Below are 19,965 nucleotides of genomic sequence, written 5' to 3'. Positions count from 1 at the left end.
ACGGCACTTCGGTACGGCAACGCCTGCGGGGCGTCACGCACTTGTCCGGTCAAGGACGAGCACGTCCCGGGCTGTGGTTCCGTACGGAAACCGAAGATCCTCGCCGCTGCTCGCACGCCCCTCGCCCCTCGCCCCTCGCCCCTCGCCGTCACCGACCGAACACGCGTCCGGCCGTGAACTTCCGCCCGTACGAGGCGAGTTCACGGCCGGGTGCCAGTTGCCGGGGGCGCCGGTGCCAGTACCGGTGCCGGGCGCGCGTTACGGCACGACGACGATCTTCCGCCCCTTGCCCGCCGCGAAGCGGTCCAGCGCCTCCGGGTAGTCGTCCAGCGGCAGCCGGTCGGAGATGAAGACGTCCGGGTCGAGCACGCCGCCCGCGAAGAGTTCGGCGGCACGCTCGTAGCTGTGCAGCACGGCCATCGAACCGGTGATGGTGATCTCCTGGTTGTAGATCTTGTACGGCTCGATGGTCGCGGTCGTGGCGTAGTCGGAGACGCCGAACTGGAGGAACGTCCCGGCCTTGGCGACGCGCCCCAGCCCGTCCTGGATGGCGTTGGCGTTGCCGGTCGCGTCGACGACGAGGTCCCAGCCCTGGGGCCGGTCGAGTTCGTCGGCCGTCGCCGCGGCGGCCGAGCAGCCCAACTTCCGTGCGGTCGCGAGCCGTTCGGCATTGAGGTCGAGCACGTCGACGCTGGCGGCGCCGGTCCGCTTCGCCAGTTCCAGCATCATCAGGCCCATGGTTCCCGAGCCGTAGATCAGCACGTGGGCGCCGAGCCGGCTGTCGAGCACGTCGTAGCCGCGTACGGCGCAGGACAGCGGCTCGATGAGCGCCGCGTCCTGGGTGCGTACGTGCTCGGGCAGCTTGACGCAGTTGGCCACGGGGGCGACGGCGTACTCGGCGGCGCCGCCCGCCGTGGTGACGCCGATCGCCGCCCACCGCTCGCAGAGGTTGTTGTGGCCCGTACGGCAGTAGCGGCACTCGTAGCAGTACAGCGACGGGTCGACGGCGACGCGGTCGCCGACGGCGAGTTCCGTCACCTCGCGGCCGACGCCGACGACCTCGCCGGCGAACTCATGGCCCGGAACGAGCGGCAGCGACGGTGCGAACTCGCCCTGCCTGATGTGCAGATCGGTGCCGCACAGCCCGCACGCCGCCACCTCGACGACGACCTGGCGGGGCCCGGGCGCCGGATCGGGAACGGTGGTGAGTCCGACCTTGCCCACGGACTCGACGAGAGCTGCCCTCATTTCACGGCTCCTAGAGACAGGCCCTGGACCAGCTTGTCCTGGGCGGCGAACCCCGCCGCGAGCACCGGCAGGGAGATCACGAGCGACGCCGCGCACACCTTCGCAAGGAACAGGCCCTGGCTGGTGATGAATCCCGTCAGGAAGACGGGCGCGGTCTGCGCGATGACGCCGGTGAGGACCCGGGCGAAGAGCATCTCGTTCCAGCTGAAGATGAAGCAGATCAGGGAGGTCGCGGCGATGCCGGGCATCGCGATGGGAGCGACGACGCGGGTGAGGATCACCGGCAGCCGTGCGCCGTCGATCTGCGCGGCCTCGATCAGCGCCGCGGGCACCTCGGCCAGGAAGGACTGCATCATCCACACGGCGATCGGCAGGTTCATCGACGTGTACAGGACGACGAGCAGCCAGATGTTGTCCAGCGTGCCGGAGCTCTTGGCGAACAGGTAGATCGGCAGCAGGCCCGCGACGACCGGCAGCATCTTCGTCGAGAGGAAGAAGAACAGCACGTCGGTCCACTTCTTCACCGGCCGGATCGACAGCGCGTACGCGGCGGGCAGCGCCAGCAGCAGCACGAACAGCGTCGAAACGACGGACGCCGTCATGGAGTTGGCCAGCGAGAACCAGGGGCTGGGGCCTCCGCCGGCGCCGAAGAACTCCCGGTACCCGTCCAGCGTCAGCGGCGCGGCCAGCGACGGCGGATTGGTGGCGGCGTCCGCCTCGGAGTGCAGCGACGTCAGCGCCATCCACAGCACCGGCAGTACGAAGACGATACCCACGAGCCAGGCGACCAGGCCCAGTCCGGCGTTCCTGCGGCGGACCTTCCTCGGCGCGGTGTCGGGGGCTTTGGTTGCGGCGGGAGCGGTTCGCGTCGCGGCGCTCATGACCGGGCCTCCTCACGGAAGAGGGACGAGACCACCCGCAGCGCGAGGGTGGCGATGATGATGGAGCCGATCACGACCAGCACGCCTGCGGCGGAGGCCAGCCCGTACTCGTGGCCCTGGTAGAAGGTCTGGTAGATCGTGTACGGCAGGTTGGCGGTGCCGAGGCCGCCGGAGGTGATGGTGAAGACGGCGTCGAAGTTCTGCACGATGTAGACGGTGCCGAGCAGGGCGCCGAGTTCGAGGTAGCGGCGCAGATGCGGCAGCGTGATGTAGCGGAACACCTGCCAGGCGCCCGCCCCGTCGATCCAGGCGGCCTCGACGGCGTCCATGGGGCGGCTCTGTAGCCCGGCGAGCAGGATCAGCATCATGAACGGTGTCCACTGCCACACCAGCGACGCCTCGACCGCGCCGAGCGGCATCTCCGCGACCCAGTCGGGCTGCGTCGCGCCGTCGCCGAGTATCCAGTGCAGTACGCCGTTGAAGAGGCCGTACTCGGGGTTGTAGAGCACGTGCTTCCACAGCAGCGCCGCGGCCACCGGCACCAGCAGGAACGGGGCGATGAGCATCGTGCGTACCGCTCCGCGCCCCTTGAAGCGGCGGTCGAGCAGCAGCGCGAGGAGCATGCCCAGCACCAGGCTGGTGAGTACGACGGTGACGGTGAGGAGGATGGTGGTGAACACCGACTTGCGCAGCTCCGGATCGCCCAGCACCTCCGCGTAGTTGGCGAGCCCGGCGAACGAACGCGCCTCCGGGTAGAGCGCGTTCCAGTCGAAGACGGAGATCACCAGCGTCGCCACCATCGGAAGCTGGGTCACGATGATCAGGAAGACCAGCGCGGGCAGCAGCGGTGCGCGGGTGACCCAGGCACGCAGCCCGGCGGGCGGCGCGGCGGCCCGCGGTGCGGTGTCGTGTGCGCCACCGCCGCGGCGGGCGTGCCGGACGGTGCGGTCGGGGTGGTCGTCGTGTCGGTCATCGCCCTCGTCCCTCGTACTCCTCGGAGATCTCTGCGGCAAGCTGCTGCGACTTCTTCAGGGCCGTCTCGACGGACTGGCGTCCGGCGATGGCCGCGCTGAGTTCCTGGGAGACCTTGGTGCCGAGGTCGGAGAACTCGGGGATGTCCACGAACTGGATGCCGATGGTGGGCCGCTTCTGCACGCCCGGGTCACGCGGGTCGGCCTCGGCGATGGCCTTGCGGGTGGTGTCGCCGAAGGCTCCCGCGGTCTTGCGGTACTCGGGGATCTCATACGTCGAACTGCGCTTGCCCGCGGGCACGTTGGCCCAGCCGAACTCCTTGCCGACGAGCCGCTCGTACTCCTTGCTGGAGGCCCACTTGATGAACTTCCACGCCTTGTCCTGGTTGCGGGAGGCCTTCTGGAGGCCCCACGCCCAGCTGTAGAGCCAGCCGGAGGAGTCGGTCTTCACCGTCGGGGCGGGAACGTAGCCGATCTTTCCCTTGACGGGGGACTTCTCCGCTTCGAGGGACCCGGCTGCGGAGGTCGCGTCGTACCACATGGCGGACTTGCCCTGGGTCACGTTGTTGAGGCACTCGGCGAAACCGGACTGGGTGGCGCCCGACTCGCCGTGCTTGCGCACCAGATCGACATAGAACTTCGTGGCCTTGACGAAGGCGGGATCGGTCAGCTTCGCCTTGTAGTCCTTGTCGAACCAGGTGCCGCCGAAGGTGTTGACGACGGTGGTGAGCGGGGCGATCACCTCGCCCCATCCGGGCAGCCCGCGCAGGCAGATCCCGCTCATGCCCTTCTCCGCGCCGTCGGCCTTCGCCGCGAGCTTCGCGACCTGCGGCCAGGTCGGCCTCTCCGGCATCTCCAGACCCTTCTTCTCGAAGATGTCCTTGCGGTACATCAGGAAGGAGGACTCCCCGTAGAACGGCTCGGCGTAGGTCTTGCCGTCCTCGCCCTTCAGGGACTCGCGGATGGGGGGAAGGATGTCCTTCTGGTCGAAGTCCCTGTCCTTCTTCAGATAGCCGTCGAGGGGCTTGAGCCACTCGTTCTTGGCGTAGATCGGCGCCTCGTAGTTGCTGATGGTGGCCACGTCGTACTGGCCTGCCTGATTGGCGAAGTCCTGCCCGATCTTGTCGCGGACGTCGTTCTCCGGCAGCGTCGTGAAGCGGACCTTGATGCCGGTCTTCTTCGTGAAGTGCTTGGCGGTGAGCTTCTGCAACTCGACCATCTGCGGGTTGTTCACCATCAGTACGTTGATGGTGTCGCCGCCGGTGGCGAGGCTTCCGGCGCCGGCGCAGGCGGCCAGCAGCACGTTGGCCGTGGCGACGCCTATGACTGCGCGTGTCCTTTGGCGGCTGCGGATGCGCATGAACGGTCTCCTGAACGTATGGGTCATAAGGGGGCGAAGCGGGTGTCGGGAGCGCGTGGCCGGCTCGCGACCGGGCCGGTGACTTCGCGGGCGCCTGGATGTGGACGGGCCGTCAAGCCCTGATCACCTGAGGTCCGCGCAGCGAATAGCGGTGGGCTTCGGAGGCGGGCAGCCCGGTGGAGGTGACGATCGTCTGGAAGTCGCCCACCTCCGCGAACTTGCAGAAGCTGACCGCTCCGAACTTCGTGTGCATGCCCGCGAAGATCCGCCGCCGCGACGCACGCAGAGCCTGCGCCTTCACCTCGCTGACGGCCGGGTCCGGAGTGGTCAGGCCGTGTTCCCGCGAGATGCCGTTGGCTCCGATGAACGCGAGATCGATGACGAAGCCGGAGAGCATCTTCGTCGTCCAGTGGTCGACGGTGGCCAGCGTGCCGCCGCGCACGCGCCCGCCGAGCAGCAGCACGTTGATCTCCTCCGCCGCGGCGAGCGCGCCCGCCGCGGCCAGAGAAGCGGTCACCACGGTCAGCGGACGGTCACGGGGCAGCCCCTCGGCGATGAGCTGCGGTGTGAACCCCTCGTCGATGAAGACCGTCTCCGCCTCACCGAGGTGCTCGACCGCGGCCGCGGCGATACGGCGCTTCTCCGGGACGTGCATGGTGGTGCGGAAGGCCAGCGTCGTCTCGAAGCCCGCGCTCTCCACCGGGTAGGCACCGCCGTGCGTGCGGCGCAGCAGACCGTGCGACTCCAGTACGCGCAGATCGCGGCGGACCGTCTCCTTGGCCACGCCCAACTCGGCGGCGAGTTCGGCGACGTCCACGGATCCGCTTCGCCGGGCCGCCCCGACGATCTCCCGCTGACGTTCCTCCGCGCTCATGTGCGGCGCCCCTTCCTTGCTTCTCTCCATACGGCTCTCCGGCTCCGTACGGTCACGGAACTGCCCGTTCGGGCCCGTGTGGAGAGTTGTACAGCCCCTCGAACAACGGGACCAGGCCAAGTACCGACGAGATCCTGACCGTATGTGCCCGTTTTCCGGAAGCCGGTGGGCCCCGTGCCCAGGGGAGAAAGGTACGTACCTCGGTCGGCGGTGTCTGCTTCGGGGGGTGCGGCTGCCCGTTACGGGCCCGGCTCGTCAGGCGGGGCGCATCCGGAAGTCGTACCGAGCGGGCAGCGGATCGTCGCTCAGCTCCGCCCAGGTGTCGCCGAGCACCTCGTCGCCCTCGCGCAGATCGTCCACTTCGAACCCGGCGTCGAACAGCGCCCGCGCCGCCTCCCGCTCGCCCTGCGCCAACAGCACCTGTGCGCACAGGAGTTGGAAACGCCCGCGGTCGCGGTACTCGGGCGGCAGCCGGTCCAGCGCCTCGGCGGCGCCCGCCGGGCGGCCCGCCGCCAGCAGAACGGGCACGGCCTCCCTCACGAGCGCGGCCAGTGCCGGGAGTTCACCGCCGGACGCCAGGTCCAAGGCGGCGAGATAGCGGTCGGCCGCCCGTTCGGGATGCGCACCGGTGGCGGCGTCGTAGGCGTCGGCGAAACCGAGGCAGCGCAGGGACCAGGCGGTGGGCGCGGCCGAGACGGAACGCTCCCAGCTACGCACGGCCTGGGCACGGTCACCGGCGTGCCACTGGGCGACACCGAGGTGGTAGTCGGTGAGCGGGCCGGAGGGCGCGCACTCGAGCTGGTCACGCCAGGCGTCGGAGACGAGGGACGGGCCGGGTGGGGAGGTGGGGCAGGCGGGGGCAGGCCTTTCGGGACGGGGTGAGGCGGGGGCCGCTGCGGACGGTGAGGGGGCGGACGCGGACGCGGGCTTGGACGCGGCGGAGGTGCCGGACGGAGCGTCGTAGAGGAGACGCCCGTTCGTCAGCAGCTCCATCCAGGGCCGCTGCTGCTCCCCCATGGTCTCTGCCGGGAACGGCGTACCGGGCAACTCATAGCCCGCGCGGGCCACTTCGAGCGCTCCCCAGCCGGAACCGACCGCGAGCAGCGCCCCCGTGCCCGGTTCGGCTCCCGTTCGGATGTCCGCTTCGGTGTCCGGCTCCGTGTCCGCATACGGGCGCCAGGCCGCGAACGCCGCGTCCACGTCGGCCGCGGGCAGCGCCTCCTCCAGGCGTGCGGCGGTGTGTTCACGTGCGGCGGCCCAGTCGCCACCGTGCACGGCGGCCGGGTCGGCGGACAGCGGCCCGTACGCCTCCAGCCACGCGAACTCCCGCCCGGCGTCGAGCGGAACGTGTTCGAGCTGCGTACGCGCCAGCCCCGCCTGGATCTCCGCATAGCCCTGCGTCCCCGGCTCGGTCAGCCACTCCTGCCACCGCCGCCCGCCGGGCCCGTGGCCCCATACGAAGAGCTTCCGGCCCCTCAGCAGGCTCGTCGACGTCTGGACGAGGCCCGTGCCCCGATCGTCGAGCGAGGCGATCCACTTCCGCTCCTCGCGCGGGATCTCGTAGAAGTAGTCCGCCGGGAACTCGCTGCGCAGCGCATACGAGCGGTCCACGCCGTCCCACTCGGGAACGGGTATGCGGCGCAGCCTGCGCTCGTACGCGAAGTACCAGGTCTCGTCGGCCGGTACGAGGACGCGGGTGCCCTCGTCCTCCGGAACCGCGATGTTCGACCACCAGTAGACGGGCACCGCACGGTCGTGGGGGTTGCGGATGCGAACTCCGACGTAGAGGAAGTCGGAGCCGTCCGGGAGCCACAGGTCCACCTGGAACGGGGTGTCGCGCAGCCGCTCCCACTCCCACAGCCGCAGCATCTCTCCCCCGGCTGCCGCCGGATGGGGGCCCCAGCCGTCGGGCGCGGGTACGCGGGCCGCGTGCACAGGCGCGACGGAGAGCGTGGTGTGGCCGGTGGCGCCGATGTTCCACTCGATGCCGCCGGAGTACCAGGCCCCGTTCAGGGCGAAGTCCGCGGGCTGGAACACCGGGTTGGTGTAGAGGAGTTCACGCCCGGTGGGCTTGTGGTGGAGGGAGTGGATCCGGCCGCCGAGTCCGGGCAGTACGGTCACGCGCAGCCGGTCGTTCTCCAGCACGAGGGCGTCGATCGAGGCGGGAGTGCGCCGGCGCGTATAGCCGTCGAGTACGCGGACGGGCAGTACGGAACGCAGCGGCGCATAGCCGACCTGACGCGCCATGTCCGGCGGCAGCGCCGCTCTCTCCTCCTCGTCGACGGTGTGCATCTCGTCGAGGGGAGCCAGCGCGGGCAGCGGATTCTCGGGGCCGACCGGCGCCACGGGCAGGCTCAGGGTGGTGCGTCGCAGCGTCGTCGGCACGGCTACCTCGATCCTCTCCGTGGGCGCCGCCGCCTTACCGGGACTCCCGCGTTGACCATGGAACACGCTGTACGGCGGGTTGAACAGAGCACGGGGGCGGGGGCTGGACGCCGGGGCGGGGCCGGAGTCAGCGAGAGCTTGCGGGCGACGTGGACGCCGCCGAGGGAGTCGGCGAACGGCGGCGGCGCAGGCGGCGGGTGTTCGGCGCCGGGGTCCGCGGCGAGTGCTGGCGGCGGGTATTCGGCGCCGGGGTCCGCGGCGGCGGATTCCCGGAAGCCCCGGAGCTGAGGCGCGTGGTACGAACGTAGCGTGACCGACGATTCGCTTTTCCCGCCCTCGCTGCCGGTGATGAACGACATGCGTCGCACCCGCAGCGGGCGTGAATGGCTCGACCGACTGCCCACGCTCGTCGGGGAGTTCCTCGAACGCTGGGATCTGCGGCTCGGCGCCCCGTACCACGGCGGTAGCTGCTCATGGGTCGCACCGGCGCTCCGTGCGGACGGCACCCGTGCCGTGCTGAAGGTGAGCTGGCCGCACCGGGAGGCACGTCCCGAGGGCGAGGTGCTGAAGCTGTGGGCGGGCCGCGGTTCGGTACTCGTCCACGAGCACGACCCGAAGCACTACGCCCTGCTGCTGGAACGCTGCGAACCCGGCACCGAACTGCGCGAAGCCCGCGGCCTGCCCCCGGAGGAACGGCTGCTGCTGGGAGCCGGTGTGCTGACGCGGCTGTGGGACGCGGGCACGGGCGGCGAGCACCGACTGCCGTCCGTCGAGCAGCCGTCGACCGTCGAGCGATTGCCGTCCGTCGAGCCGCCGTCGACCGGCGGGCACTTGCCGCCCGTCGAGCAATTGCCCTGCGTCGAGCGGCTGTCGACTGTGACGGCCGACTGGGCGCAACGCGCCGAGGATCGCGTGGCCCGCTACGACTGGCCCACCGGCGTCGACACCGGCCTGTTCACGCTCGGCGCGAACCTGCTGCGCGAACTCCCTTACGGCGCGGGCCGGGAGACCATCGTGCACGGCGACTTCAACCCGGGGAATCTCCTCGCCGCCCAGCGCGAGCCCTGGCTGGCGATAGACACCAAGCCGATGTACGGAGACCCCGCCTTCGACCCCTGGCCGCTGATCCAGCAGATCGGCGACCCGTTCGCGCATTCCGATCCGCGGCGGGTGCTCACCCGGCGCACCGCGCTCGTGGCCGACGCGACCGGCGCCGACGTGACACGCCTACGAGCCTGGGCCGTCGCACGCCTCGTCGACTTCCTGCTGTACCACCTCGACGGTCACGGCGACCTTTCGGACAGCGTACGGATGTCGGATCAGGTACGGACCGTGGCTGAAGTCGCGGGAGTCTGAACGGAGTTCGGGGAGCTTCCGGCGAGGGGGGGTCGGAGTGTCAAAGCCGGGGTGGGCGGGTCGGGGGATCGTGGGAGAGGGAGGGCCGCGGCGAAGGGACTACGGGGCGGGCGGGGCGGGCGGGGCGGGCGGGGCGAACTCGGAAGCGCGGGGCGAACTCGGAGGCGGAGGGAAGTCGAAACCAACCGCCGGGGGCCTCCCCCCCCCCCCCGCCCCGTTTTTCCCGCTCACTCTCCCGTCGCGCCGTCCGCCAATTCCCTTGCCACGTCGAGCTGTCCGACGTGGCGTGCGTACTCCTGGAGCAGATGGAAGAGGATCCACGCCAGCGACGGCGCCTCGTCCTCGGTGGGGAAGCGTCCGCCGAGCCGTGCGTGAGCGTCGAGGCGCGCCTCGCGGACGATCTCCCGTGAGCGGTCGCACTGCGCGCGGAACGCGTCGATGACGTCGGCCGTCGGCACCCCGTCGGGAACGCGCCATCGGTCGTCGCCGCCCCTGTCGCCCCAAGGGTCCGGCACCCGCTCTGCCTCGAACCCCCAGGCGAGCCAGCGCCGTTCGACATAGGTCAGATGTCGCACCAGTTCCAGCGGCGACCAGCCCGACGGCACGCGGCTGCCCCGCAGGTCCGCCTCGGACAGGCCGTCGATCTTCCGCAGCAGGGTGTCGCGGTAGTAGTCCAGGTATCCGCGCAGCAGCGCTTGGGGGTCGGCGACGGACGGGTCCGGCTCGCCAGGCGGCAGCGGCGGGATGGAGGCTTCGATGGCGGTCACAGCAGTCCCGGTTCGTCGTAGGTGAGTGAGCGCGCGTCGGCGTCCAGTACGGCCGGGACGCCGAGCGGAAGGGTGGGCGTCGAGGGGCCGTGGCCGAAGTCCATGCCCTCGACCAGGGGCACGCCCAGTGGTTCGAGCCGCTCACGCAGTACCACGCTGACCTCTGCGGGGTCTCCGCACTCCGTCCAGGAGCCGAGGGCGATGCCTGCGACGCCGTCGAACCAGCCGGAGCGCAGTAGCTGCGTCAGCAGCCGGTCGATGCTGTAGGGCGGCTGGTCTATGTCCTCCAGCAGCACCACGGCACCGGCGGCGGAGGGGCGGGCGTAGGGGGTGCCGCGTTCGGCCGCGAGCAGGGAGAGGTTGCCGCCGATGGTGAGGCCGCGGGCTCGGCCGGGGACGACGGTGCGGGAGCCGTCCGCCGGTCCGATGCGGAGTACGGTCTCGGGTTCGAAGAGCGACCGGCGCAGATGGTCCCGGGTCGCCTCGTCCTCAAGGAAGGAGGCGGTGGCCGCCATCGGCCCGTGCAGGGTGGCGAGTTCGAGCCGCTGTGCGAGTGCCTCGTGCAGCACGGTGAGGTCGCTGTAGCCGACGAATACCTTCGGGCCTGCCGCCCGCATCCTGTCCCAGTCGAGGCGGTCCAGCAGCCGCTGGGTGCCGTAGCCGCCCCGGGCCGAGATGACGGCTGCGAGCGACGGGTCGCACCAGGCTTCCTCCAGGTCGTGGGCCCGGTGTTCGTCGGTGCTCGCGAGGTGAGCGAGCGAGGGATGCGGCGCCAGGACGTGCCGTCCCACGACGGGCTCCAGGCCCCATTCACGGAGGATGGCCACGCCCGCCTCCAGCCGTTCCGGGGGTACGGGTCCGCTGGGTGCGACCAGCCCCACGCGGTCGCCTGCTCGCAGACGCCGTGGCCTGGTCAGCGCGACGGGTGCGGGCCCAGTCCCGGTGCGGGGCGCGGATGCGGAGGCGGGGGCGGGGGCGGGGGCGGTGGCGGGCCCAGGCTCGGAATCGGAGGCGCGTGAGGGCGCGGCCTTGGCGTGGGCGGCGGTCGCGTCGCTGGTCATCGGTTCAGCTCCAGTACGGGTACGTCGTCGCGTTCGATGCCGAACGTCTGTAGATACAGGGAGAGTTCGGACTCGACGGCGCGGATGATCGTCTCGGCGCGGCGGAAGCCGTGCCCCTCGCCCTCGAAGGTGAGGTAGGCGTACGGCACGCCGCTGCCGTCGACTTGAGCCACGAAGCGTTCGCATTGGACGGGTGGGCAGATCACGTCCTCCAGCCCCTGAAGCAGCAGGAACGGAACGGTGATCCGGTCGGCCCGGTGCAGGGGCGAGCGGTCGCGGTAACGCTCGGGGTGGTGCTCCAACGGGCCGACGAGGGATTCCAGATACTGCGATTCGAAGTCGTGGGTCTCGTCGGTGGCCCAGCCGGCCAGGTCGAGAATGGGGTAGCTGATCGTCCCGCAGGCGTAGAGACCTTCGGCGGCCGGTGAGGTGAGGGAGGCGGCGCTTGTCCAGCCTCCGGCGCTGCCGCCGCGTACGGCCAGCCGCTGCGCGTCGGCCTCGCCTTCCGCCGCCAACTGCCGTGCGACGGCGGCGCAGTCCTCGACGTCGACGACGCCCCACTGCTCACGCAGCCGGTTGCGGTAGGCGCGGCCGTAGCCCGTGGAGCCGCCGTAGTTCACCTCGACGACCCCTATGCCGCGTGAGGTGAAGTAGGCGATCTCCAGGTCGAGCACGAGTGGGGCCCTGCTGGTCGGGCCGCCGTGCACCCATACCGCGTAGGGCGGCAACTCGCCCTCCGGCGCCTGGAATCCGGGGTTGTGCGGAGGGTAGACCTGGGCGTGGATCTCTCGCCCGTCGGGTCCGGTGAAGGTGCGTTCCTGAGGCTGCGGATAGTAGGCGGGGTCGACGGGGTCCTTGTGGTGTGCGGCGACGACCCTGCTGTGTCCGGTACGGGTGTCGAGTTCGACGACCTCGTGCGAACTGTGGGGTCCTGCGGCGACGCCGAAGACGCGGCTGCCTGCGGTGGCCACGCCGGACCACTCGGTCCAAGGCCCGGCGGCGTCGGCCAGTTCGCCGGTCTCGGGGTCGAGTACGCCCAGCCTCATGGAGCCCCGTCCGTGCAGTGTGGCGATCAGTCCGCCTTCGAGGGGTGCGAACCACTTCTGACCGATGCGCCACAGTCCGGCGGCGAACTCCTCCTCCCTGGGGCACAGTTCGGTGCTGGCGCCGCTGCCGGAGGCGGATGCGTCGAGATCGAGGCGCCGCAGGTTCCACCAGCCGCTCTCGTCGGTCGCGAGCAGCAGCGCCCCGTCGGGCGCCCATTCGATCTGGGCGACGGACTCCTGCGGCCCGCCCACCACGGTGTGCACGTCCTCGAAGCGGCCGTCGCCGTCGACGCTCGCGGTCATGACTCGTGTGCCGTCCCAGGGCATGGCGGGGTGGTCCCAGGCGAGCCATGCGACGCGGCTGCCGTCCGGGGAGCGCCGCGGGCCGGTCACGAATCGGCTTGTGTCGTCGGTCAGTTCACGTACGAGGCTGCGGTCGTCTGCCGCCGAGCCGTCCAGGGGTACGGCGGCGAGTACCCGTCGCAGGTCGGTGGGGCCTTCTCCGGTGAACTCCTCCAGCACGCACCACACTTCGGGCCCGGTGGGCCTGTCGGGCACGATGACGGGATCGCACCAGCGCAGTCCTCCGGGGACGGCTTCCGCGACGGGTGTGAGGGGCCGTGGGGCCTGCCCCGCCGTGTCGGGCTCGTAGGCGTACAGCCTCTGGTCCGCGAAGTGGGTGAAGACGATGAGGGGCCCGTCTTCGTGGCGCGGGGTGCCCGCCCAGGGCAGTCCGCCGTATTCGATGACGCGGTTGCGTACGTTCCACGGGGCGGGCAGCACCGACTGGGCTTCGGCGCGGCCGGGGGCGAGGCGCATCAGGGCGCGGCGTCCGCCTTCGGCGGGGCGTGGCTCCGTCCACCAGATCTCGTCTCCGACGGCGCCGAGGTACTCGGGTTTCCCGTCGTGTGACGCGACGAGTGCGGCGTCGACGGGGGAAGGCCAACTGCCGTAGGGAGCCGTGGTCTTCGCCATGTGCGTGAGCCTCCGTGGGGGGTTGTTCGCCGGGGTGCGGGAGAGCGGGGCAGGGGTGGGTGGTGGTGCCGGTGTGCCCCTGTCCGTGGCGCGGGAGCCGGTGGTCAGAGAGCGAGCAGGGTGCGGTCGAGGACGCGGGTGCCGAAGTGCAGGGCGTCGACGGGGACGCGTTCGTCGACGCCGTGGAAGAGCGCCTGGTAGTCGAAGCCTTCGGGCAGTTTCAGCGGGGTGAATCCGTATCCCGCGATGCCCAGCCGGGAGAACTGTTTGGCGTCCGTGCCGCCGGACATGCAGAACGGCACCACATGGGCGTCGGGGTCGAAGTGCTCCAGGGCTTCACGCATCACGGAGTACGCCCGAGAGTCCACCGAGGCCTCCAGTGGTACCTCGCGGTGGTGGAACTCCCAGTCGACATGCGGTCCCGTGAGCCGGTCGAGGGTGTCGTGGAACTCCTCTTCGCCGCCGGGCAGCATGCGCCCGTCGACGAAGGCCGTGGCGCTGCCGGGGATGACGTTGACCTTGTAACCGGCGCTGAGCATCGTCGGGTTGGAGCTGTTGCGCACGGTGGGCTCCACGAGGGCCGCCGCCGGGCCGAGTTCGGCGAGGAGCTTGTCGGCGTCGAAGCCGGGTGCGTCCACGTCCGGCACGGGCAGCCCGTGCACGGCGGCCAGCTCCTTCAGCGCGGCGCGCACCGTCGGCGTGAGCCGCTGCGGCCATTCGTACTCGCCGATGCGGGCGACGGCGGCGGCGAGTCTGCTCACGGCGTTGGCGCGGCTGACTTTGGAGCCGTGTCCGGCCGTGCCGTTCGCGGTGAGCTTCAGCCAGGCCGTGCCGCGCTCCCCGGCCGCGACGGGGTACAGCCGGAGTTCCTTCCCGGCGTGGAAGGTGAAGGCTCCCGATTCGCTGATGCCTTCCGTGCAGCCTTCGAACAGCTCGGGGTGGTGGTCGGCGAGGAAGCCCGAACCGTAGTCGGCGCTGTCCTCCTCGTCGGCCGTGAACGCCAGCACGATGTCGCGGCGCGGTCGGACACCGGCACGCGACCAGGCGCGTACGAGGGCCAGCACCATCGCGTCGGCGTTCTTCATGTCGATAGCGCCCCGGCCCCAGACAACGCCGTCGCGGATCTCGCCGGAGAAGGGGTGGACGCTCCAGTCGGAGGGCTCGGCGGGCACCACGTCGAGATGGCCGTGTACGAGGAGGGCGTCCGCGCCGGGATCGCTGCCGGGCACCCGTGCCACCACGTTCGTACGGCCCGGGGCCTTCTCCAGCAGTCGGGGCTCGATGCCGGCTGCGGCCAGACGCTCCGCCACGTACTCGGCGGCGGCGCGCTCCGAGCCTTCGCCTCCTCCGCGATTGGTGGTGTCGATGCGGATCAGCTCGGAAGTGAAGGTCACCGCTTCGTCGAGCGCCGTCTGGTCGATGTGCTCAGCCATACTGCTCCTCCACCGCTGCCGATACGACGGTCGTGACGGCCTTGAACGTGCGGATTCCCTCATACATGCCCGGGGAGGTGTAGGCGACTCGGCGCTCCCCGGTGCGCTCCACGCCGGGCACGACGGTCGCCGCTCCCACCAGGTGCTCGGCGTCGAACTCCAGCTCCACGGTGTGTTCCTGAGGGGGTGACGGGTTGGAGCGCACGGCGAGCCCGGTGGCCTTGCGGGCGGCGTCTTCGATGTCCGAGGCGGTGCGGCCGGGTGTGCGGCACACCGCGGCGTAGCGCGAGACGTAGTCCTTCACGGCTACGCCGAAGGCTTCCGGGGCGTATCCCTTCGAGTCCTCCACGGTGCGGTCGTCGCCCGTCACCAGCACCACGGGCACTCCGTATTCCTCGACGACGAGGGCGTTGAGCAGGCCTTCGCTGGCTCGTGCGCCGTCGACCCACACGCCTGTGACGGTGTTGGCGAGGTAGGTGTGTGCGAGGACGCCTTCGGTGCCGGCGCCCGTGTGATAGCCGACGAAGGCGATGCCGTCGACGTCGCCGTGCTGCACGCCCTCGACCATGCTCAGGGATTTGTGTCTGCCGGTGAGCATCTGGGCGCGGTCGTCGAGCTGTTCGAGCAGGAGATTGCGCATCGTCCAGTGCGCTTCGTTGATGAGCACCTCATCGGCGCCGCCCTCGAAGAAGCCGGTCACGGCGGCGTTGACGTCCGAGGTGAACATCGGGCGGCACCGCTCCCACTGGGGGGTGCCGGGCAGGACGTCGGCGGGCCAGGTCACGCCGGTGGCGCCTTCCATGTCGGCGCTGATGAGGATCTTCATGTCCGGAACGTTACGCGGTACGCAAACCCGGTGACACCCCTGTGGATAACTCCTGTGGTCTCAACCACCGGCACCCCTCATCACCGCGCACTGACCAGGTATTTCACCGCCCGTGCGCGTTGTCTGCGGGGCTGCCGCGACACGCTGCGGCGCACGTTCGGAGGCCGCCCCCACGCGAGCCGCGGGCGCCCGACGCTCAGCGGCGGCCCGGCGCCCCGGCGCAGCAAGAGCCCACCGCCCGGCGTCAGTTCCGTCGGTTCCGTCTGTTCCGTCAGTTCAGTCAGTTCCGTCAGTTCAGTCGGTTCAGTCGGTTCAGTCGGTTCAGTCGGTTCTGGTCGGTTCCCGTCAGTTCTCGTGCCCCAGCCGCAGATCGCGCTCGGTACGTCCGCCCCCCTCGATCTGCAACACGGTCGCCACGGGCGGATATCCGGCGGCGATGACGGTGTACTCACCGGCGGCCAGGTCCACGAAGCGGAAGACGCCGTCGGCACGGGTCGTCGCGGTGTCGACGACGTTGCCGCCCGCGTCCAGCAGCGTCACGCGGGCGTCCTCGACGGGCCTGCCCTCACCCGCCCGTACGGTGCCGCGCAGCATCGCGCCGCCCGCGAGTTCGATGTCCTGCCGTGTCTCGCGTGCCGAGCGCACGGCCACGGGCAGCGCCGCGGGCCGGTAGGCGGGGGCGCTCGCGGCGAGCGTGTACTCGCCGTCGACCAGTTCGTCGAGGACGTAACTTCCCTCCACGCCGCTGCGGGTGGCGGCCACGACCTCGCCCCGTACGTCGGTGAGGGTCACCGACGCCTCCCGCACGGGCTGCCCGTCGGGGGTGAGGACACAGCCCGTGAGCCGCCCGGAGCCTCCGAGCACCACGTCGAGTTCCACGGGCCGCTCCCCCACGCTGACGCTGACGGCCTGCGGCTGGTGTCCGCTCGCCGCCGCGATCAGTACATAGGCCCCGGGGGCGGGCGTGCTCAGCGCGTACCGTCCGTCCTCGCCCGTGCCGCCCCGGCCGACCTGCCTGCCGGAGGTGTCGATGAGGGTGAGGGCGGCGCGCGGCACGCTCGTGCCGTCCTGGTGGCGCACGCTTCCGCACACGGGAACTCCCCTGCCGTGCACGGCACTTCCGCGCCGGCGGCGGCACCCGCGGCGGCTGCGGGGGCGCGCCCGGGGATGCGCGCCTCGGGCACGGGGGCGTTCTCGTTCACGAGCGGTTTCTCCTTGAGGAAGAAGGCGAACAGCAGCCCGACCACGAGCACCGGGACCAGGTAGAGGAAGATGCGCGGCATCGCGTCGGCGTACGCCTGCACATAGATCTCACGCAGCGGTGCGGGCAGGCGGTGCACCGTCTGCGGCGTCAGCGACGACGGGTCGGGCAGAGCGCCCGGTGCGTCGTGCGGCAGCCTCGCGGCGAGCGCGTCGTTGAGCCGCTGTACGAAGACGGTGCCGAAGACTGCGGCGCCCACGCTGCCGCCGATCTGCCGGAAGTAGTTGTTGGCGCTGGTGGCCACGCCGAGGTCCCTCGTGGGTACGGAGTTCTGTACGGCCAGGACCAGCACCGGCAGCACCAGCCCGATGCCCAGCCCGAGTACGGCCATCCAGACGCTGTATTCGACGCGTGAAGTGCCGGTCTCCAGCCGCGAGAGCAGCCACATGCCGACCGCGGAGACGGCGCAGCCCAGCACGGGGTGCGCCCGGTAGCGGCCCGTGCGGGAGATCAGGCGCCCGGAGACGGTGGAGGAGAGCACGACCCCGGCCATCATGGGCAGCATCAGCAGGCCCGACTCGGTGGCGGTGACGCCTTCGACCATCTGAAGGAAGCCCGGCAGATAGCTCGCCGCTCCGAACAGCGCGGCGCCGACGGCCATTCCGACGACCGCCGTGACGTTGAAGACGGAGTCGCGGAAGAGACGCAGCGGCACAAGGGGCTCGCTCGCGGCGTGTTCGACGGCGAGGAGGACCGCCGCGCTCAGTGCGGCGCCCGCGGCGAGCCCGAGGATGGTCGTGTCGTCCCAGTCGTACTCCGTGCCGCCCCAGCTCGTCAGCAGCACCAGGCACGTGGAGAACGCGGCGAGCAGCAGCGTGCCGAGCACGTCCAGCTTCGGACGGCCGCGCGGGCGGGGCGACTTCAGCACGAAGGCCGTGACGAGCAGGGTGACCAGACCGAACGGGACGTTGATCCAGAAGCACCAGCGCCAGGACAGTTCGTCGGTGAACCAGCCGCCCAGCAGCGGCCCGGCCACCGACGCCACTCCGAACGCGGCGCCGATCAGGCCCATGTAGCGGCCGCGGGCACGTGGCGGCACGATGTCCGCGATGATCGCCTGCACGCCGATCAGGAGCCCGCCGGCGCCTGCGCCCTGGAGCGCCCGGTAGGCGATCAGCTCGGTCATGGTGCGCGACAGGCCCGCGAGGGCGGAGCCGACGACGAACACCGCGATCGCGAAGAGGAAGATCCCCTTGCGTCCGAAGAGGTCGCCGAGCTTGCCGTAGACGGGCAGGCCGATGGTGGCCGCGAGGAGATAGGAGGTGACGGCCCACGACATGCGGTCCAGGCCGTGCAGTTCACCGACGATCTTCGGCAACGCCGTGGCGACGATGGTCTGTTCGAGCGCGGCCAGCAGCAGTGCGAGCAGCAGGCCTACGAAGACCAGCCGTACGCGGCGCGGGCTGAGCGCGGCGGCGGGTGCGGCGGCGCGCTCCGGCGGGGCGTGTTCCGCAGGGGCGTGCTCCGGTGCGGTCCCGGTCGCGTGTCCGGACCCGGGTTCCGGGGTCGCGTCGCCCGGTGCCGGGATCTCCAGGGTCACTTCCACGGCTGCCGGGGACCGCGGGTCAGGGTGCTCCAGAGCCGTACCGCTCATCGCACTCCCCAGGTCGCGTCCGCCCGTTCTCGGGGAGCATTTCTCGCACTGTGCGACAAGGCCGTTCAAGTCGGGCAAGCGGCGCGGCAGTCGGCGCCGGAGGGCCCCAACTCCGTTGCACCGGGCATGTGTCGGGCCCTCAACTGCGGGTTTCCCCATGCACGGAGAGGGGGCGGTCGCGGCGGCGCGTAGCCGGTGCCGCCGCTGAAACCACTCGATCCGGTGAGCGGCCTGCGGCCTGCGACCGCCCCCCGGCAGCGCCTGGGAGCCCCCGGGGCGCCCGCTACTTCTCCGTCTCGGCGGCGAGCTTGGCGAGCATCTCGTCGTAGATGCGGCCCAGCCCCTTGGGTGCGAAGGTCCGCTCGAAGAACCCGCCGATACCGCCGGCGCCCTTCCATGTGGTCCTGATGGTGACGCGGGAGGAGCCCTCCGTCCCGCCGGGCGCCACCGTCCACGTCGTGACCATCGTGGAGTTGCGGTCGCTCTCGACCAGTTCACCCTCGGACGGCTCGGTGACGTCCATCAGGCAGTCGCGTACTCGCTTGCTGGTGGCCTGGAGCTTCCAGTGCACGACGGTGCCGGCGCCTTCGCCGCCCTCGCGCACCTCGTACTCGCTGAAGTGGCCGGGCAGCAGCTTCGGCCTGGTCTCGCGGTAGTCGGCGAGCGCGCGGCGCACCTCCCCCGGCTCTGCCGCGATCTCGCGATGGGTCGTCGCCTCGACCTGCGCCATCTGCTCCTCCTGCTCCTCGCCGCATCCGTCGCGCCCGCAGGCGCCAGCCAACTCAATCACCCCGCGAACCCGGGCCCAAATCGGCTTGACAGAGCCCTGGGGAACAGATGTTCTATTCTCTGCGTACGAACGGCACGAGGCACGAGGAGGGTCCATGCGCTGGGAGAACCTGAGCGGCGACGGGTCGGCGGTGAATCCCGCCCTCTTCGGCACCGACGTGGTGACACGCACGTTCAACACCCCCGAGTTCGCCGGGATCACCTTCCACGAGGTACGGGCGCGCTCGATCGTGAACCGGGTGCCGGGAGCCTCCCGGATGCCGTTCGAATGGACGGTCAACCCGTACCGGGGATGCTCACACGCCTGTGTGTACTGCTTCGCACGCGGCACGCACCGCTACCTCGACCTCGACACCGGCGCGGGCTTCGACTCCCAGATCGTCGTCAAGGTCAACGCCCCCGAACTGCTGCGCCGCGAGCTCGGTTCGAGCCGCTGGCGCGGGCAGCACATCGCTATGGGCACCAATGTCGACTGCTACCAGCGGGCAGAGGGCCGCTACCGGCTGATGCCCGGCATCCTCACCGCCCTGCGCGACTACGCCAACCCCTTCTCGATCCTCACCAAGGGCACGCTGATCCTGCGCGACCTCGATCTGCTGCGCTCCGCCGCGGCCGTCACCGACGTCGGCATCTCCGTCTCCGTCGGCTTCACCGACGAGGAGCTGTGGCGCACCGTCGAGCCGGGCACCCCCGCTCCGGAACGGCGGCTCGACGTCGTGCGGACCCTCAGCAGCCAGGGCATCCCCTGCGGTGTGCTGATGGCTCCCGTCATCCCCTTCCTCAGCGACTCACCGGAGCGGCTGCGCACCACGGTGCGGGCGATAGCCGCCGCCGGCGCCACCTCCGTGACGCCGCTCGCGCTGCATCTGCGGCCGGGAGCCCGCGAGTGGTACATGAAGTGGCTCGCCGAGCACCACCCGCAGCTCGTACGGCACTACGAGGGCCTGTACGCCGACGGCGCCTACGCCCCGAAGTGGTATCAGCGCCGCATCACACGCCAGGTGCACGAACTGGCCGCCGAGTACGGCATCGGCCCCACCTCCCCCGGCACCCACCGACGCGTCGAAGTGCACCCCGACCGGGCACCGGAACCGGAGCCGGCGGCACCGGACTGCACCCAACTGACGCTGCTGTAGGG

At 70.8% G+C, this 19,965-nt stretch carries 14 protein-coding genes and 1 pseudogene; 2 read left to right on the top strand and 13 right to left on the bottom strand.

Translation table 11 applies throughout. The features are described 5' to 3' along the window. Positions 1 to 258: 258 nt before the first annotated feature. The 6 genes from MMA15_RS24430 to MMA15_RS24405 form a co-directional block, all read right to left on the bottom strand. The gene (locus MMA15_RS24430) at positions 259 to 1,248 is read right to left on the bottom strand and encodes a zinc-dependent alcohol dehydrogenase family protein (protein ID WP_241062329.1); all 990 of its coding nucleotides are present in this window, start codon (positions 1,246 to 1,248) and stop codon (positions 259 to 261) included. Next, positions 1,245 to 2,129 (bottom strand): carbohydrate ABC transporter permease, encoded by an 885-nt coding sequence (locus tag MMA15_RS24425; protein WP_241062328.1) that lies wholly within the window; start codon positions 2,127 to 2,129, stop codon positions 1,245 to 1,247. The genes MMA15_RS24430 and MMA15_RS24425 overlap by 4 nt, the downstream gene beginning before the upstream one ends. Continuing rightward, a complete protein-coding gene (locus tag MMA15_RS24420) occupies positions 2,126 to 3,001 on the bottom strand; it encodes a carbohydrate ABC transporter permease (RefSeq protein WP_372498372.1) in 876 nt (291 codons plus the stop codon). Before MMA15_RS24420 ends, MMA15_RS24425 begins: the two co-directional genes overlap by 4 nt. Before the next feature lie 97 nt (positions 3,002 to 3,098). Then, on the bottom strand, positions 3,099 to 4,460 hold the full coding sequence (locus tag MMA15_RS24415; RefSeq protein WP_241062326.1) for an ABC transporter substrate-binding protein: 1,362 nt from the start codon (positions 4,458 to 4,460) through the stop codon (positions 3,099 to 3,101). Positions 4,461 to 4,572: 112 nt separating this feature from the next. Then, positions 4,573 to 5,334 (bottom strand): DeoR/GlpR family DNA-binding transcription regulator, encoded by a 762-nt coding sequence (locus tag MMA15_RS24410; protein WP_241063443.1) that lies wholly within the window; start codon positions 5,332 to 5,334, stop codon positions 4,573 to 4,575. A 255-nt stretch (positions 5,335 to 5,589) separates the two neighbouring features. Further along, the gene (locus MMA15_RS24405; protein WP_241062325.1) at positions 5,590 to 7,719 is read right to left on the bottom strand and encodes a DUF5107 domain-containing protein; all 2,130 of its coding nucleotides are present in this window, start codon (positions 7,717 to 7,719) and stop codon (positions 5,590 to 5,592) included. Between the two features lie 309 nt (positions 7,720 to 8,028). On the opposite strand from MMA15_RS24405, the gene MMA15_RS24400 reads away from it, so the two are divergent. Then, entirely contained in the window at positions 8,029 to 9,075 is a 1,047-nt protein-coding gene (locus MMA15_RS24400) for an aminoglycoside phosphotransferase family protein (RefSeq protein ID WP_241062324.1), read from the top strand. 227 nt (positions 9,076 to 9,302) lie between these two features. Here MMA15_RS24400 and MMA15_RS24395 read toward each other — a convergent pair whose 3' ends face one another. The 7 genes and pseudogenes from MMA15_RS24395 to MMA15_RS24365 all read right to left on the bottom strand — a co-directional run bounded on the left by MMA15_RS24395 (position 9,303) and on the right by MMA15_RS24365 (position 18,768). After that, positions 9,303 to 9,842: a DinB family protein gene (locus MMA15_RS24395; protein WP_241062323.1), complete on the bottom strand. Its 540-nt coding sequence runs from the start codon at positions 9,840 to 9,842 to the stop codon at positions 9,303 to 9,305. Next, positions 9,839 to 10,903 (bottom strand): S66 peptidase family protein, encoded by a 1,065-nt coding sequence (locus MMA15_RS24390; RefSeq protein WP_241062322.1) that lies wholly within the window; start codon positions 10,901 to 10,903, stop codon positions 9,839 to 9,841. Before MMA15_RS24390 ends, MMA15_RS24395 begins: the two co-directional genes overlap by 4 nt. Further along, positions 10,900 to 12,924, bottom strand: coding sequence for a S9 family peptidase (locus MMA15_RS24385; protein WP_241062321.1), 2,025 nt, complete (start codon positions 12,922 to 12,924; stop codon positions 10,900 to 10,902). The genes MMA15_RS24390 and MMA15_RS24385 overlap by 4 nt, the downstream gene beginning before the upstream one ends. Before the next feature lie 104 nt (positions 12,925 to 13,028). Beyond that, the gene (locus MMA15_RS24380) at positions 13,029 to 14,357 is read right to left on the bottom strand and encodes a M20/M25/M40 family metallo-hydrolase (protein ID WP_241062320.1); all 1,329 of its coding nucleotides are present in this window, start codon (positions 14,355 to 14,357) and stop codon (positions 13,029 to 13,031) included. After that, the gene (locus MMA15_RS24375; RefSeq protein ID WP_241062319.1) at positions 14,350 to 15,183 is read right to left on the bottom strand and encodes a M55 family metallopeptidase; all 834 of its coding nucleotides are present in this window, start codon (positions 15,181 to 15,183) and stop codon (positions 14,350 to 14,352) included. Before MMA15_RS24375 ends, MMA15_RS24380 begins: the two co-directional genes overlap by 8 nt. Positions 15,184 to 15,528: 345 nt before the next feature. Next, positions 15,529 to 18,038 (bottom strand): annotated as a pseudogene (locus MMA15_RS24370) (MFS transporter). Between the two features lie 283 nt (positions 18,039 to 18,321). Then, a complete protein-coding gene (locus tag MMA15_RS24365) occupies positions 18,322 to 18,768 on the bottom strand; it encodes an SRPBCC family protein (protein WP_241063441.1) in 447 nt (148 codons plus the stop codon). Between the two features lie 154 nt (positions 18,769 to 18,922). Here MMA15_RS24365 and MMA15_RS24360 point away from each other — a divergent pair, with 154 nt between their 5' ends. Next, entirely contained in the window at positions 18,923 to 19,963 is a 1,041-nt protein-coding gene (locus tag MMA15_RS24360) for an Rv2578c family radical SAM protein (RefSeq protein ID WP_241062318.1), read from the top strand. Positions 19,964 to 19,965 lie beyond the last annotated feature (2 nt).

The sequence above is a fragment of the Streptomyces marispadix genome, from assembly GCF_022524345.1.
In the GTDB taxonomy this organism is placed as follows: Bacteria; Actinomycetota; Actinomycetes; order Streptomycetales; family Streptomycetaceae; genus Streptomyces; species Streptomyces marispadix.
The sequence above is the reverse complement of the archived record's forward strand: the minus strand, read 5'-3'. Positions and strand labels throughout refer to the sequence as shown.